Origin of the sequence: Mesorhizobium sp. M1342, assembly GCF_040317955.1 — a bacterium.
GTDB lineage: Bacteria > Pseudomonadota > Alphaproteobacteria > Rhizobiales > Rhizobiaceae > Mesorhizobium.
Window position 1 is genome coordinate 19,847 of the sequence record NZ_JAMYLI010000005.1, and the last position, 15,562, is coordinate 35,408.

A 15,562-nucleotide genomic window follows, 5' to 3' on the forward strand; every position below is an offset into this window, starting at 1 on the left:
ATGTCCGAGCCGGGCGAGCCACCCTTCGCCGTCCTCGTTTTCGATATGGCCAGAACCGGCGAGCCGGACGGCGAGCACCTGATATCCGGCTTCGGCACGCTGGAGGCGGCGACGAACTATGCGATCGCGCGGGTCCGCGCCTCGGTGGAGGAACTGCGAAAGCCCGGCATCGCGGCAGCGGAGTTGCGAAAGCTCTGGCACCTCTACGGCGAAGACTGCCCGGTATTGAGCAGCCCGGTGCGCGGCAGCGATCTTCTCGACGAGTTCATCGCGACGCCGGCGACACCTGCCGAATGCGACTGGCCGGCGCTGGCGCCAAGGCTGCGCCGTTTTCGCGCCACTCTGCTGATCTCCAACGACACCAACGAATCCGTCTGGTGCGGCGGCTTCTTCCGCGCGACCTACAGGCTGTCGGGGCAAGGCCTGCTCGAGCGATTCCATGAGGACGCCGTTGCCGCCTTCAAAGCCAAGGGCATCGCGCCTGATGTGCCGACAAAAATTCATGTCGCCAATTACTTCGAGCTTCCCGACCCGCCCTACCCACCACCAGGCGCAACGCTGCGATCCTGGAAGGTCGAGGTCGGTTTCGTCTGCCACCATGTGAAATTCGGCGGCGACGCCGCCGGCGTCTTCGCCTGGCCGGAAGAGCCGACCGACTGGGCGCTCAGAACCATGCAGTTCCTGCTGATGGCCGACACGATGGCGATGCGCGGCGATGGCCCCGACTGGGCCAACGACTGCGACGTGTTGTCGGTCAAGGTGACGGAGACCGATGCTGCTCCCGACTATCCGCTGGATTGAGTAAAGCTGAACCGCCCAACCCTGCAAAGGAGAGAGTGATGACAGGCCGGACAGCTCGCTGCACCTGCGGCCAATTGCAGATCCGATGCCCGCAAGAGTCGGCCAAGGTCTCGCTTTGCCATTGCCTGGACTGTCAGCGACGGACCGGCAGTCCGTTCGGGATCGCCGCCTTCTTCGATGCCGCCGCGATCGAGATCAGCGGCTCATTCCAGACATACCAACGTGATTCCGACAGCGGCTTTCCCGTCACCTTCCATTTCTGCGGAACGTGCGGCTCGACGGTTTTCTGGTATCCATCGCGGAGACCCGCAGCGGTGGCCGTTGCCGTCGGCTGTTTCGGCGACCCGTCATTCCCGGAGCCGACACAGTCTGTCTACGGCAAGAGTCGCCACGGCTGGGTCGCGGTGCCGGCCTGAAGGCAAGCCCACCCGCTATTCCGCCGCGACCCCCTTCACCTCGAGATAGCTCTCCATCGAATCGTCCAGTGCCTGCAGCCAGGGCGTATGATGCAGTGGCGCCATGGTGCCGGTCATCAGCGAGCGATAGGCGTGGTCGCGGAAGCTCATGATGTCTTCGCCCTTGTGGTGCTCCCACTCCATGAAGGTCTGGTTGACCGCCTCGACGTCGAAACCGGGATAGTCGGTCTGATCCATCAATTCCTTGGTGTAGTCGCCCTGGAACCAGATCATCTGCTCGGCGTCTTCGAGCGTTTCCTCACGCGCGCGCCACTTCGCGCCGTGCTCGGTCATCGCCTCGGCGGACGGCAGCTTGATGCGGCCCATGATGACGTCGCGCGCGAACCAGGCCTGCGCGTCGAACATGTTGAAGGTGTAGAACTGGTCCTGCATGCCTATGAAGGACAGTTTCGGGTTCTTCTCCCAGACGACGCCCTCATAGAGCCCGTCCGGCCACATGCGGTTGGCGGTCTTCAGCTTCAGTTCTTCGGTGAGGAACGGGAAGGAGTGCAAATAGCCGGTGCACAGGATGATGGCATCGACATCCCTAGTGGTGCCATCCTTGAAATGCGCGGTCTTGCCCACAACCTTCTGCAGCAGCGGCACCTCTTTCCAATTGTCCGGCCATTTGAAGCCCATCGGCTTCGAGCGGTAGCTGGAGGTGATGGATTTGGCGCCGTATTTGTAGCACTGCGAGCCGATGTCCTCGGCCGAATAGGAGCGGCCGATGATCAGGATATCCTTGCCCTTGAACTCCATCGCGTCGCGAAAATCATGGCTGTGCAGGATGCGGCCGTTGAAGGTGGAAAAGCCTTCGAAATAGGGCACGTTGGGCACCGAGAAATGCCCGGAAGCGACGACGACATTGTCGAACTCTTCGGAGTAGGTGACATCGTTGGTGCGGTCATGCGCGGTGACGGTGAATTTCTTCGTCTCGTCGGAAAACGTCACCATGCGCACCGGGCTGTTAAAGCGCACCCATTTGCGCAGGCCGGATTTTTCGACGCGGCCCTTGATGTAGTCCCACAGCACCGCGCGCGGCGGATAGGAGCCGATCGGCCGGCCGAAATGCTCCTCAAATGTGTAGTCAGCAAATTCCAGGCATTCCTTCGGTCCGTTCGACCAGAGGTAGCGGTACATCGAGCCGTGCACCGGGTCACCATGTTCGTCGAGACCTGTACGCCAGGTGTAATTCCACAGGCCGCCCCAGTCGGACTGCTTTTCGAAGCAGACGATCTCTGGAATATCGGCGCCCTTGTCGGCCGCCGATTTGAAGGCCCTGAGCTGTGCCAGGCCGGATGGTCCGGCTCCGATGACGGCAACGCGACTTTTCATTGCAGGCCTCCCGATCTGAATTCGACTTTTGTTTTGGCGCAACTCCGGACGGAAAACCGTTTCACACTTTTCCTGGAATTGCTCTTACGAAACAAATTTCACTCACAGGACAGTAATTGGCCCTTTCGTGCTGTCAACAGCCCGGTGTTGAAACAAGGTTCCGCGCGGGCGGATTTTCCGCAAAAAACCGATTGTGGCCAAACGCCGGATCGTGCGCGGGCGCCTTCAGGCGACTTGCCGTCGCGGTTGCGCTGCTGTATCGGCACCTGACATGTTCACCTAGAGTGAAATAAATCTCAGGAGTGCCGGGGGCGACATGGCGAAGAAAACTTCCGATTCCAAGGCTGGTCCTGCAGCCGCAAAGGCCAAGCCGCTGCCAAAGGTCTCGGCCGACGGCAAAACCATCCGCGCGCCGCTGACGCAGAACCCGCATGCCATTCGCGACACCCGCGAAAAAGTGCTGGAGGTGGCGATCGGCCGCGAGGTGCGGGCCTTCCGCAAGAAGCTCGGTATCACCGTCGCCGATCTGGCGGTCGCCACCGACATTTCGCTGGGCATGCTGTCGAAGATCGAGAACGGCATCACCTCGCCGTCGCTGACCACTTTGCAGGCGCTGTCGCGCGCGCTCGGCGTCCCCGTCACAGCCTTCTTCCGCCGCTTCGAGGAAGAGCGCAGCGCCGTCTTCGTCAAGGCCGGCCAAGGCCTCGATGTCGAGCGCCGCGGCACCCGCGCCGGCCACCAGTACAATCTGCTCGGTCATATCGGCTCCAACACCAGCGGCGTCGTCGTCGAACCCTATCTGATCACGCTGACCGAGGATTCCGACGTGTTCCCCACCTTCCAGCATGAGGGCATGGAGTTCCTCTACATGCTCGAAGGCGAGGTCGTTTACCGGCACGGCAGCAACCTCTACCCGATGAAGCCCGGCGACAGCCTGTTCTTCGACGCCGATGCGCCGCACGGACCCGAGCAACTGACGAAGCTGCCGATGCGGTATTTGTCGATTATTTGCTATCCGCAGAGCGCGGGGTGAGACGCTTGGGTTCCTCGCCCCCACGACAGTGGGGGAGAGGAACCCAGGTCTTGAGAGGGCCGGCGCAAACAGGCGCGGGCGCTTCAATCCGGCCCAAACCCCGGTGATGTCGCACTGCCATCATCCAGCTTCGACAGCCACTCGACCAGCGTCGGGCGGAAGCGCGTCAGGCCCTTGTAGTTGGCGAGTTCGTCGGGCAGGTCGCGGATGACGCGGTGCAGGCGCCGGGCCCATTTCGGCTGCGTCACCAACTCGTCCATCTTGATCAGATAGCAACGGATCGGGAAGACGATGCCGTTCGAGCGCGGCAAGCGCCAAAAACTCTGCAGCTCGACCCGCAGATGCACCTTGTCGCCGACATTCTCCGGCGTCACCGTGGTGCGGTCCGGACCCCATTTGTGGTAGTTTTCGGGGCTGGTGTCGAGGCGCGGATTGATCGTCATCGTCCAGTTCAGGCGCCGCGCCGGCTTGCCTTGCTGGATGTTGGTGAGGAATTTCAGCGCCCTGACGAAAATCCCCTTCTCATGCGCCAGCGGCACCGGCGCGTGCCACTCGAAGAAGTTCATGCCGATGTCGAAATCGAGCGACCAGTCGGCCTGGGTGGTGACCATGCCGGCATCCATCCACAGATTGCCGTCGCGCTGGTCGAGGATGCAGAAATCGCCCTGGCTCTGCCGCGTGATGTACTCCATCGGCCCGTAAGGCAGCGTCGAGGTGTCGCCGAAGGTAAAGGTGTCGTCGATGCCGAGCGGCCGGTTGATCCAGCGCCAGCGGTCGCCGTCGCGGGTCAGCGTGAAATGCTCGGGATAACCCAGCGCCTGCTGTTCCATCAAAAGCTCGAGCAGGTCCCAGCCGGCCAGCGTCATATGCGGCAGCGACTGGCAGCGCAGCGGATCCTCGGCCAGCACCAGAGCGCGGTCCTGCATCTCGGCGACATAGTGCTCGTCGACGTCGATCAGGTTCTCCAGCACGCTGCCCCTGGGCCCGACGACATGCGGCTCGATGTTGACCGCATACATGTAGGCGTCTTCGTGGAATGGGAACGGGAAGCGCCTGATGTGCTCAGGGCTGTTCTTGAAGGTGAAGTCGTCGCGGAACGTTTCCTTGCGAAAGGTAATGCCCATGATCTTCTCCTACCGTTCCAGGACCAGCGACCGGCCTTCGAAGCGCGACACGCACGGCATGATCTTCTTGCCCGAACGGTGCTCTTCCTCGCTCAGCCAGTGGTCGTTGTGGATGAACCTGCCGTCGCAAGAGACGACGTTGGTCTCGCACTGGCCGCAGACGCCGCCGCGGCAGAGATAGGGCGGATCGACGCCGGCCGCCTCGATCGCCTCGAGCAGGCTCTGCTGTTCGTCGACGCGGATCGCCTTGCCGCTGACGGCAAGCGTCACGTCGAACGCCAGTCCGGGTTGAGGTGCCGCGAAATGCTCGAAATGCACGGTTTCCGCCGGCCAGCCGAGGCTTGCCGCACGATCGCGCACCCAGTTGATCATCCCGGCCGGACCGCAGACATAGAGATGCGTGCCGAGCGGCTGCGTCGACAGCAACCGGTCGAGTTCGATGCGCTCCTCAAGGTCGTCATGATAGAGCCTGACCCGGCGGTCGTAGCGCTCGCGCAGCACATCGGCATAGGTACCGAGCGATGCGGTGCGGCAGGTGTAGTGCAGTTCGAAATTGCCGCCTTCCGCCGCAAGCTGAGCGGTCTGCGCCATGAACGGCGTGATGCCGATGCCGCCGGCCAGCATCAGATGCTTTTTGGCGCGCAGGTCGAGCGAGAACAGGTTGACGGGGTAGCTGACCACCATCTCCATGCCGGGCTTGACGCTCCGGTGCATGAACAGCGAGCCGCCACGGCCGACATCGTCGCGGCGTACCGAGATCGTGTATTCGCGCGTGTCGAGCGGCGAGCCCATCAGCGAATAGGGATTGAGCCTGGTGCGTTCGCCGTCGCGCATCTCGACCACGACATGGGCGCCGCCGGAAAAAGTCGGCAAAAGCTGCCCGTCGCGCCGGCGAAAATGGAAGCGGGTGACGAGGTCGTTGACCGGGACGACGTCGCTGACAACGACATCGAGTTTTGTTGTTCCGGTGCTCATCGAAAAATCTCCTCCATCGGAGGAATCTCCGAGCGATCTTCCGCATTGATGCAGACGCCCTGGAAGGCTGCGATGCGCCTGGAATAATGGTCGCGCACCAGAAGCAGCAGGCCGCAATGCGCGCAGGTCGCCGGCTGCGTCGTCACATTCTCCGTGATGCCCTTGCAATGGACGCATTGCATGCGGCGCGCCAGCGAGCCGCGGTGCTCGGTCTGGATCGAGGTGTGGTCGATGCCGGCTTCAAGCGCCACCTGCATTGCCTGGCCGATCAGGCCCTCGGTGCCCGAGAGATAGAGGCGCAGGCCCATATGCGCGTTGGCCAGTGTCTGCCGGAGCCGTGGCAGCAGGCTGGCAAAGGACGGCGCCTGGTGGAACTGTGCCGGCTTCAACGCTTCGAGCGCGACGGTGTGTTTGCCGTCCGGCCCAGGAATGAAGACGATTTCGGCGTCGTCGAAAAACGCGGGGGGCGCCCTCACGGCCATCTCCGCTATTGCCAGCGCCCCTTCCGCGTCCGCGATGAAAAGATGATGCTTGCCGGGTTGCGGAGACAAATTTCCGTAAACCGGCCGGCTGATGATGCTTTTGGCTGCCATTTATGCCTTCGTGCCTCGAACCCCTCGCCGTTGACTATGCCTCAACCTTTCGCGGTGCGCTTGGTCTTCTTGGGATCGTCGAATGGCAGTGGCTGCCCCGTCGCCTTGATGGCACCGCTCTTGTTGCGGATTTCGAGCTTGGTGTCCTTGACCGCGCAGTCGACGTCGAGCCGGGCGATGCCCATCGATTTCTCGACCAGCGGCGAATACATGGCGCAGGTCACCACGCCGACCTTTTTGCCGTCGCGATAGACCGGCGCGCCTTCATCGGCCGGCTCCTTACCGTCGAGCAGGACGCCATAGATCTTGAAGCGCTCCTTGCCCTTCAGACGATAGTGCTCCTCGGCACCGCGAAAGCCGGTCTTGCCAGGGCTGACGGTGAAGTCGAGGCCGAGTTCCCAAAGCGTGTCGCCTGGGCCTTCGTTCTCAAACGGATATTTTTGGGAGTTGTCATAGGGGTAGAAGAGCAGATAACTTTCGACGCGCAGCATGTCGAGCGTGGTGAAGCGGCACGGAATGATGCCGGCGCTCTTGCCCTCGTCGAGGATCCTGTCCCAGATCGTGCCGGCATCCTGGCCGCGGCAGAAGATCTCGTAGCCGCGCTCGCCGGTATAGCCGGTGCGCGAGATCATCACCGGAAGACCGAACAGCTGCGTCTGCATGTGATGGAAATAGTTGAGGTCGCGAATACCCGGCACGTGCTTGGCCAGATAGTCGACCGCTGTCGGACCCTGCAGCGACAGATCGTGCAGATTGTCGTCGAAGCGCAGCGAGACGTCGCGTCCTACCGAAGCACGCTGCAACTCCTCATGGCCGGTGCCCGAACCATGCACGACCATCCATGCATTGGGGCCGGTGCGGTAGAGGATGCAATCGTCGGTGAATTTCCCCGCCTCGTTCAGCATGCAGGCATAGGCCGACTTGCCGGGATAGATCTTTTCGACATCGCGCGTCGTCGCCAGGTCGATCAGGTGTGAGGCATGCGGCCCGGTGATATGGACTTTCTTGAGGCCGGAGACATCCATCAGACCAGCCTTGGTGCGGATGGCGATGTACTCCTCGTCGGCATCCTTGTCGTAGGTCCAGGCGGTTCCCATGCCGCTCCAGTCTTCGAGCTTCGAACCGAGCGCGCGATGGCGATCCGCCAGGGTCGAAAATCTCCAGGATGCCGTCATCCGCTCGTCCTCCGTTTCGATAATGCTCTGCTGTTCCCTGCCCCCTGCGCAGCGGCGGGAGCTTTGGCCGAATATTGATCGCAAACCTCCGGGCGCCGCAATACCCATAAGCAATTAATTTCATTCTCAGGCAAAATCCGTTGCGCCAAGCAAACGGTTAACCCCGCGTAAATCGCGCTTGACAATTGCGGGATTCAGACAGAACTTATGAAAAAAATTTCACTCTGTTGAAAGAGGACGGCGGACGGGAGATTCGGAACCGGACGGCGGAAAAGGGGAGAAACCGATGTCAGACATGCAGCAGCGCATCGAAGCGCTGTACCGTTCCGACCTGCGCGGAGCCGCGCTCCTGATCGTCTGCCTGTGGGCGACGATCCTCTTCGTCCTCCTCATGACATGGCCCTACATCCCGCACAGCGGCATCAAGGCCGTCGTCGCGATCGCCGCCGCCGCCGTGCTGATCTTCAACACCGCGGCCATCCTGGCGATGGTCAAGCACTACAAGGAAGACAAGGAATTCATTTACGGGCTCGACATCAAGAACGCCGACGCGTTCAGCAACCGCAAGTCCTGAGGGGTAGAAGAGATGTCCCGCTACACGCCGCCGGAGCAAAGCAAGGCCGGGCAGGTTTTCGACATCGCCGTCGTCGTCGTCGCCATTTTCGTGGCACTGTGGCTACCGCTCAAGCTGGGCCTCGCCGGCGCGGCGAAATCCATCGACGCGCTCGACGCCAAGACCTGGGAAGCGCTAGGCCAGAACCCGACCATGGCGTCTATCTGGGAAAAGCTCGGCTATACGCCCGAGACCGCGCACGACATCATCCAGAACCGCTTCCACTATGTCATCGACTGGCCGACGCTGATCATCATGGCGGCGGTGCTGATCGGTTATTTCATCTTCCTGTTTCGTGCATCAGACCGCGAATACCGCGACGTCATCAACGAAAAATTCGACGACAAGTAAGAGTTCTGAGGACGATCTAATTCGGGGGACACGATCATGTGGGTGGCACTCTCTTACGCATGCTGGGGCATCTCGATCGTGCTCGCTTTGTGGATGCTCTACGACTGGTTCAAGGTCGACACGACCTTCTCCGAAGAGGTGCTGACCTCCTCGCGCGAAGGCGAACTGGAAGCCACTTCCGAAAAACACCGGATCTGAGTGAGGATTGAACAATGACGATCGCACTTGAACCGGCTGCCCCGGCTGCCCAAGGGGACAGAGTTTCACTCCTGCGCGTGCTCGGACCGGCCCATGTCTGGGCGCTCGGCGTCGGCATCGTCCTGGTCGGCGAATTCACCGGCTGGAATTTCTCGGCCGACAAGGGTGGCGCACTGGCCGCGCTGATCGTCTGCTGGGTCGTGGGATTGCTCTACACCTCGGTCGCCATGATCGATTCCGAGGTGACATCGACCGTGGCCGCCGCCGGCGGCCAGTATGCGCAGGCAAAGCACATCGTCGGACCGCTGATGGCGTTCAACGTCGCGCTGTTCCTGGTCTTTGCCTACACCATGCTCGAAGTGTCCGACGCCATCCTGCTCGGCGACACCATCGTCGCCAAGGCCGGCGTCGAAGGGCTCACCCACAATTCCTTCATCGCCGCGACCATCGTCGTGCTGGCGTGGCTGAACTATCGCGGCGTGCTGATGACGCTCAACGTCAACTTCGTCATCACAGCAGTCGCCTATATCTCGATTGTCATCCTGTTCTTTTCGGTCAGCCCGTGGACGCAAGGCGCCGTGCTGAAGCTGAACGAGTTGGTCACTCCCCCCAATGCGCTCCCCTATGGCTGGATCGGCGTCATCGCCGCCTTCCAGTTCGGCATCTGGTACTATCTCGGCATCGAGGGCACCACACAGGCCGCCGAGGAAGTGCGCTCGCCGGCCCGCTCGCTGCCTTACGGCACCATGGCCGGCATGATCACGCTTTTGATCGCAGCCGCCATGACCTGGTATGTCTGCGCCTCGATGATGCCATGGGAATATCTCGGCATCACCTATTATCCGCTGTGGGACGCCGGCAAACTGACTGGCAGCCCGCTGCTCGAGAACCTGTTGTTCGTCGCCACGCTGCTTGCTGCAATGGCCTCCGCCAATGGCTGCATCAACGATGCGGCGCGCGCCTGGTTCTCGCTCGGCCGCGACCGCTATCTGCCGACATGGTTCTCGGCCGTGCATCCGAGATATCGCACGCCCTATCGTTCGATCCTGTTCCTGCTGCCGATCGCGCTGGCCTTCGCCTTCATCGCCGACCTCAACCAGGCGATCACCTTCTCGATCCTGTCGGGCGTGCTGCAATATACCTTCATGAGCATCAACATCATCATGTTCCGCAAGAAGTGGCCGCTGGGCTCGATCCGGCGCGGCTACACGCACCCCTTCCACCCGATCCCGGCCATCGTGCTGTTTTGCCTGTGCGTGGTGACCTTCTTCGCCATCTTCCTCGGCTTCGGCTCGCAGCTGATCGCCATGGTCGCCTTCTATTTCCTGATCTCGCTGTGGTTCCATTTCTATCGCTACAAATTCGTGCGGCGCGGCGACCAATTCACCATGCCGTGGCCAAAGCCGCAGGGTTATTGATGGGAGTAGGCCCGTCCGGATCCCGGGCGGGCCTGGCATGAGAAAATGTCCGAGGTGACATCAGCACTGCTGGCCGGGGCCATTGTCCTAGCTGTCGTCCTCCACCTTGCCTGGCAGGCGCGTGCCAGCCACAGCAGGGCGTCGATGGCGCTCGCCGTCGAGCAGGGCCGCATCCGCACAGTCATCGCCGACGCTGCCAATGTTTCGGATGGCACCGCCGGCGTCATCACCTGGGAAGGATCCTGGAACGGCAAACGTGTCCAGGTGCGCACCATCGTCGATACGCTGGCGACGCGAAAACTGCCGGCGCGCTGGCTCAGTGTTTCGATCACCGAAGAGGTCGCGGTGCCGGCGACGTTCGACATGATGATGCGGCCGGGATCGCCGACGACCTTCTCCAATTTCGATCATCTCGAGCACACGCTGCCGAAGAGCTCAGCATTTCCGGCTGAGGCCGTGTTGCGGACCGATCGCAGGGGCGTCCACTTCCCACTGGAGACCATCGCCGGCCACCTCGGGATTTTTTCCGAAGGGCGCGCCAAGGAACTGCTGATCACCCCGAAAGGGGTACGCATCGTGTGGCTGCTGGCCGAAGCCGAACGGGCGCGTTATGGCGTCTTTCGGCAGGCCGAATTCGGCGACGCCACACTCGATCCCGCGCTGATCGAAAGACTGCTGGTGTCGGTGTCGGCGCTTCGCGACGCCATCAACAAAAGCGAACGGCAGGCCGCATGACCATTCCCACCACTGCACCCACCAACCCCTATCTGGTTCTCGGCGCCGCAATCGTGTTGCCGGGAAGCGGGCATGTCATTCTCGGCGTGCCGGTGCGCGGCCTGCAGTTCCTTTTCTTCATGGTGATCCTGGCATGGGTGACGGCCAAGATCGCACCGTCGGATGCCAGCTTTGTCGGCCGTCACGCCGGCGGCTTCCTGATCTATGCCTTGTCGATTCTCGACGCCTACAAGATCGCTCGCATCCGCACCGCGAAATGGGTTCACAATGCCCGGCGAGACGGCGACAGTGCGCAGAGCGGCATTGAGCCGCATAGGTAACTAGAGGAATATTTTTTTCATACGATTGAATTTGTGCAACTCATTCGATACATCCTCTCTTAGCTACAAACGATCTCTTAGCTACAAACATCGGGAGGCTGACATGTGTGGAATTGTCGGACTGTTTTTGAAGGACAAGTCGCTGGAGCCCCAGCTTGGCGCGATGCTGTCGCAGATGCTGATCTCGCTCAGCGATCGCGGTCCCGACAGCGCCGGCATTGCCATCTATGGCGCGCCTTCCAAAAATGAGGCCAAGATCACCATTCAGTCGGCCAAGCCGGACCGCGATTTCCGCGGCCTCGAGGCGGAGCTCGCCAAGGCCATCGGCACCCCGGTGACGATCGCGGTGAAATCCACCCATGCGGTCGTCAGGACCACGCCCGCCAAGATCGATGAAGCGCGCGAAACCATCCAGACGCTGCGCCCCGACATCCGCATCATGGGCGCCGGCGACGTTGTCGAGATCTACAAGGAAGTTGGCCTGCCCGAGGCGGTCGTCGATCGCTTCGATGTCCGCAAGATGACCGGCACGCATGGCATTGGCCACACCCGGATGGCGACGGAATCGGCTGTGACGACAATGGGCGCGCATCCGTTCTCGACCGGCGCCGACCAGTGCCTTGTGCACAATGGCTCGCTGTCGAACCACAACAATGTCCGCCGCGAGTTGATCCGCGAAGGCATGAAATTCGAGACCGAGAACGACACTGAAGTGGCCGCCGCCTATCTCTCGTCGCAGATGGCGCATGGCAAGAATCTCGGCGAAGCGCTGGAAGGCACGCTCTCCGACCTCGACGGCTTCTTCACCTTCGTCGTCGGCACCAAGAACGGCTTTGGCGTGGTGCGCGATCCGATCGCCTGCAAGCCCGCCGTGATGGCCGAGACCGACCAGTATGTCGCCTTCGGCTCGGAATATCGCGCGCTGACCAAACTGCCTGGCATAGACAATGCGAGGGTCTGGGAACCCGAACCCGCAACCGTCTATTTCTGGGAGCATTGAATTCATGCCGGCAACCACGCTTTCAAAGACGGCAGCACACGACCCTCGGGTCTTCGATCTCGACCAATTGTCGCTGCGTGAACTCAACCAGGCGCTGCACAATCTGGCTCCCGGCTCGAACGAAACGGCATGGGAAGTGCTGAACCCGAAAGGCAGCCATTCGGTCGCCGTCGGCGTCGACCAGCCTGTTGCCATCGATGTGCGCGGCAGCGTCGGCTATTATTGCGGCGGCATGAATTCCGGCAGCACCATCACCGTGCACGGCTCGGCGGGTCCCGGCGTCGGCGAGAACATGATGTCGGGCTCGATCACCATCAAAGGCGACGCCAGCCAGTATGCCGGCGCCACCGGCAAGGGCGGCCTGCTGGTCATCGAAGGCAATGCGTCGTCGCGCTGCGGCATTTCGATGAAGGGCATCGACATCGTCGTGCACGGCAATATCGGCCACATGTCGGCCTTCATGGCGCAGTCGGGCAATCTGGTGGTGCTGGGCGATGCCGGCGACGCGCTGGGCGATTCCATCTACGAGGCGCGTCTCTTCGTGCGCGGCAAGGTCGACAGCCTGGGTGCCGACTGTATCGCCAAGGAGATGCGGGCCGAGCATCTGGAATTGCTGCAAGGCCTGCTCGACCGTGCCGGCGTCACCGGCGTCAAGCCGTCGGAGTTCAAGCGCTACGGCTCGGCGCGCACGCTCTACAATTTCAATATCGACAACGCCGACGCGTATTGAGGCAGCATGACCTATCGCAACCCGCCGACGACGCCGCGCAAATCCGCGACCTTCGACGACTATACGCTTTCCGAGATCCGCCGTGCGGCGGCGACCGGCATCTATGACATCCGTGGCGCCGGCGCCAAGCGCAAGCTGCCGCATTTCGACGACCTCCTGTTCCTCGGCGCCTCGATCTCGCGTTATCCGCTCGAAGGCTATCGCGAACGCTGCGACACATCGGTCGTGCTGGGTTCACGCCATGCCAAGAAGCCGATCGAGCTGAAGATCCCGATCACCATCGCCGGCATGAGCTTCGGTTCGCTGTCGGGGCCCGCCAAGGAAGCGCTCGGGCGCGGCGCCACACTGTCGGGCACCTCGACCACCACCGGCGATGGCGGCATGACCGAGGAAGAGCGCGGCCATTCCAAGCAGCTGGTCTATCAATACCTGCCGTCGCGCTATGGCATGAACCTGCGCGATCTGCGCCGTGCCGATGCGATCGAAGTCGTCGTCGGCCAGGGCGCCAAGCCGGGTGGCGGCGGCATGCTGCTTGGCCAGAAGATTTCCGACCGCGTCGCCGAAATGCGCACGCTGCCGAAGGGCATCGACCAGCGCTCGGCCTCGCGCCATCCGGACTGGACGGGTCCCGACGATCTCGAGATCAAGATCCTCGAATTGCGCGAAATCACAGACTGGGAAAAGCCGATCTACGTCAAGGTCGGCGGTGCCCGGCCCTACTATGACACGGCGCTTGCCGTGAAGGCCGGCGCCGATGTCGTCGTCGTCGACGGCATGCAGGGCGGCACCGCCGCGACACAGGAGGTGTTCATCGAAAATGTCGGCATGCCGACGCTTGCCTGCATCAGGCCGGCGGTGCAGGCGCTGCAGGATCTCGGCATGCACCGCAAGGTGCAGTTGATCGTCTCCGGCGGCATCCGCAACGGCGCCGATGTCGCCAAGGCGCTGGCGCTCGGCGTCGACGCGGTCTCGATCGGCACGGCCGCCCTTGTCGCGCTCGGCGACAACGATCCCCGCTGGGAGGCGGAGTATAACGAGCTCGGCACCACGGCCGGCGCCTATGACGACTGGCACGAGGGGCGCGACCCCGCAGGCATCACCACGCAGGACCCCGAACTGATGAAGCGGGTCGACCCGGTGGCCGCCGGACGCCGGCTGGCGAACTACCTCAAGGTGATGACGCTGGAAGCGCAGACCATCGCCCGTGCCTGCGGCAAGAACAGCCTGCACAATCTGGAACCCGAGGACCTCGTCGCGCTGACGATCGAGGCAGCCGCCATGGCCGGCGTACCGCTGGCCGGCACCAACTGGATACCGGGGAAGAACGGCTTCTAATCAATGAAGGGCCGAAGCCCACACGCTCTGGGGCCACAATCGACAAAAAATGGGGAACTTCCGTGACAGTTGATCTTGCTGAATTCGCAAGGGCGAAAAACGTCAAATATTTCATGATTTCCTACACTGACCTGTTCAGTGGCCAGCGTGCCAAGCTGGTGCCGGCGCAAGCCATCGCCGACATGCAGAAGGATGGCGCCGGCTTTGCCGGTTTCGCCACCTGGCTTGATCTGACGCCAGCGCATCCCGACATGCTGGCGGTTCCGGATCCGGATTCGGTGATCCAGCTGCCGTGGAAGCCTGAGGTCGCCTGGGTCGCGGCCAACTGCATCATGGACGACAAGGAGGTCGACCAGGCGCCGCGCAACACGCTGAAGCGGCTGATCGCGGAGGCCGCCAGCGACGGCATGCATGTCAAGACCGGCGTCGAGGCCGAGTTCTTCCTGATCTCGCCGGACGGCAAGACGATTTCCGACGAATACGACACGGCCTCAAAGCCCTGCTACGACCAGCAAGCTGTGATGCGCCGCTATGACGTCATCGCCGAGATCTGCGACCACATGCTGGCGCTCGGCTGGGGCGCCTACCAGAACGACCACGAGGATGCCAACGGCCAATTCGAGATGAACTGGGCCTTCGACGACGCGCTGGCGACCGCCGACAAGCACTCGTTCTTCAAATTCATGGTCAAGTCGATCGCCGAGAAGCACGGCCTGCGCGCGACGTTCATGCCCAAACCCTTCCAGGGCCTGACCGGCAATGGCTGCCATGCCCATATCTCGGTCTGGGACAAATCGGGCAAGACCAACGTCTTCGCCGACAATGCGATGGAGCTTGGCCTGTCGGCCAAGGGCCGGAATTTCCTCGGCGGCATCATGAAGCATGCTTCCGCGCTTGCCGCGATCACCAACCCGACGGTCAATTCCTACAAGCGCATCAATGCGCCGCGCACCATTTCGGGCGCCACCTGGGCGCCGAACACGGTGACCTGGACCGGCAACAACCGCACCCACATGGTGCGCGTGCCCGGCCCCGGCCGCTTCGAACTGCGGCTGCCGGATGGTGCTGCCAACCCTTATCTGCTGCAGGCGGTTATCATCGCCGCCGGCCTCGACGGCATCCGCTCGAAGGCAGATCCCGGCAAGCGCTACGACATCGACATGTACCAGCATGGGCACACGGTGAAGGGCGCGCCAAAACTGCCGCTCAATCTGCTCGACGCGCTGCGCGAGTTCGACAAGGACAAATCGCTCAAGGCGGCGCTGGGTGAGGAATTCTCGTCGGCCTACCTAAAGCTGAAGCACCAGGAATGGAATTCCTATGCTTCGCACTTCACGCAATGGGAGCGCGACCACACGCTGGATATCTGAC

Annotated in this window: 18 protein-coding genes; 13 read left to right on the top strand and 5 right to left on the bottom strand. The window is 62.1% G+C overall.

Going from position 1 to position 15,562, the window contains the following annotated elements:
- Both NKH06_RS06375 and NKH06_RS06380 read left to right on the top strand, forming a co-directional pair.
- Nucleotides 1-801, top strand: coding sequence for a hypothetical protein (locus NKH06_RS06375; protein ID WP_352440027.1), 801 nt, complete (start codon nt 1-3; stop codon nt 799-801).
- Between the two features lie 38 nt (nt 802-839).
- Nucleotides 840-1,217: a GFA family protein gene (locus NKH06_RS06380; protein WP_352772238.1), complete on the top strand. Its 378-nt coding sequence runs from the start codon at nt 840-842 to the stop codon at nt 1,215-1,217.
- 15 nt (nt 1,218-1,232) lie between these two features.
- On the opposite strand, the gene NKH06_RS06385 is transcribed toward NKH06_RS06380, so the two are convergent.
- Nucleotides 1,233-2,591 carry a trimethylamine monooxygenase gene (locus NKH06_RS06385; RefSeq protein WP_352440028.1) on the bottom strand — a complete coding sequence of 453 codons (1,359 nt, stop codon included), beginning with the start codon at nt 2,589-2,591 and terminating at the stop codon, nt 1,233-1,235.
- Between the two features lie 316 nt (nt 2,592-2,907).
- Between NKH06_RS06385 and NKH06_RS06390 the strand changes: the two genes are divergently transcribed.
- On the top strand, nt 2,908-3,624 hold the full coding sequence (locus NKH06_RS06390) for a helix-turn-helix domain-containing protein (RefSeq protein ID WP_183444659.1): 717 nt from the start codon (nt 2,908-2,910) through the stop codon (nt 3,622-3,624).
- 83 nt (nt 3,625-3,707) lie between these two features.
- On the opposite strand, the gene NKH06_RS06395 is transcribed toward NKH06_RS06390, so the two are convergent.
- Genes NKH06_RS06395 through NKH06_RS06410 form a run of 4 tightly spaced genes read right to left on the bottom strand, consistent with a single transcriptional unit; the run spans nt 3,708 to nt 7,491 of the window.
- Nucleotides 3,708-4,748 (bottom strand): heme-dependent oxidative N-demethylase family protein, encoded by a 1,041-nt coding sequence (locus NKH06_RS06395; protein ID WP_352440029.1) that lies wholly within the window; start codon nt 4,746-4,748, stop codon nt 3,708-3,710.
- Nucleotides 4,749-4,757: 9 nt separating this feature from the next.
- Nucleotides 4,758-5,723 carry a PDR/VanB family oxidoreductase gene (locus NKH06_RS06400; protein WP_352440030.1) on the bottom strand — a complete coding sequence of 322 codons (966 nt, stop codon included), beginning with the start codon at nt 5,721-5,723 and terminating at the stop codon, nt 4,758-4,760.
- On the bottom strand, nt 5,720-6,316 hold the full coding sequence (locus NKH06_RS06405) for a dimethylamine monooxygenase subunit DmmA family protein (RefSeq protein ID WP_352440031.1): 597 nt from the start codon (nt 6,314-6,316) through the stop codon (nt 5,720-5,722). Before NKH06_RS06405 ends, NKH06_RS06400 begins: the two co-directional genes overlap by 4 nt.
- A gap of 41 nt (nt 6,317-6,357) precedes the next feature.
- The gene (locus NKH06_RS06410; RefSeq protein WP_352440032.1) at nt 6,358-7,491 is read right to left on the bottom strand and encodes an aminomethyl transferase family protein; all 1,134 of its coding nucleotides are present in this window, start codon (nt 7,489-7,491) and stop codon (nt 6,358-6,360) included.
- A 286-nt stretch (nt 7,492-7,777) separates the two neighbouring features.
- Here NKH06_RS06410 and NKH06_RS06415 point away from each other — a divergent pair, with 286 nt between their 5' ends.
- From NKH06_RS06415 to glnT, 10 genes are all read left to right on the top strand, one after another.
- Nucleotides 7,778-8,065, top strand: a complete 288-nt coding sequence (locus NKH06_RS06415; RefSeq protein ID WP_023808733.1) for a hypothetical protein — start codon at nt 7,778-7,780, stop codon at nt 8,063-8,065.
- Nucleotides 8,066-8,077: 12 nt separating this feature from the next.
- Entirely contained in the window at nt 8,078-8,455 is a 378-nt protein-coding gene (locus NKH06_RS06420; protein ID WP_023808734.1) for a hypothetical protein, read from the top strand.
- Between the two features lie 36 nt (nt 8,456-8,491).
- Nucleotides 8,492-8,653, top strand: a complete 162-nt coding sequence (locus tag NKH06_RS06425) for a hypothetical protein (RefSeq protein WP_013532900.1) — start codon at nt 8,492-8,494, stop codon at nt 8,651-8,653.
- A gap of 14 nt (nt 8,654-8,667) precedes the next feature.
- Entirely contained in the window at nt 8,668-10,071 is a 1,404-nt protein-coding gene (locus tag NKH06_RS06430; RefSeq protein ID WP_352892549.1) for an APC family permease, read from the top strand.
- A 45-nt stretch (nt 10,072-10,116) separates the two neighbouring features.
- Complete coding sequence (locus NKH06_RS06435; RefSeq protein WP_023808736.1) at nt 10,117-10,806, top strand: hypothetical protein; 690 nt, start codon at nt 10,117-10,119, stop codon at nt 10,804-10,806.
- Complete coding sequence (locus NKH06_RS06440; RefSeq protein ID WP_352440033.1) at nt 10,803-11,126, top strand: hypothetical protein; 324 nt, start codon at nt 10,803-10,805, stop codon at nt 11,124-11,126. Before NKH06_RS06435 ends, NKH06_RS06440 begins: the two co-directional genes overlap by 4 nt.
- 103 nt (nt 11,127-11,229) lie before the next feature.
- Nucleotides 11,230-12,126, top strand: coding sequence for a class II glutamine amidotransferase (locus NKH06_RS06445; RefSeq protein ID WP_023808738.1), 897 nt, complete (start codon nt 11,230-11,232; stop codon nt 12,124-12,126).
- Between the two features lie 4 nt (nt 12,127-12,130).
- Nucleotides 12,131-12,856, top strand: a complete 726-nt coding sequence (locus NKH06_RS06450; RefSeq protein WP_023808739.1) for a GltB/FmdC/FwdC-like GXGXG domain-containing protein — start codon at nt 12,131-12,133, stop codon at nt 12,854-12,856.
- Nucleotides 12,857-12,862: 6 nt separating this feature from the next.
- Nucleotides 12,863-14,191: an FMN-binding glutamate synthase family protein gene (locus NKH06_RS06455; protein ID WP_023808740.1), complete on the top strand. Its 1,329-nt coding sequence runs from the start codon at nt 12,863-12,865 to the stop codon at nt 14,189-14,191.
- A 62-nt stretch (nt 14,192-14,253) separates the two neighbouring features.
- A complete protein-coding gene (gene glnT, locus NKH06_RS06460) occupies nt 14,254-15,561 on the top strand; it encodes a type III glutamate--ammonia ligase (RefSeq protein WP_352440034.1) in 1,308 nt (435 codons plus the stop codon).
- The last annotated feature ends 1 nt before the right edge of the window (nt 15,562 follow it).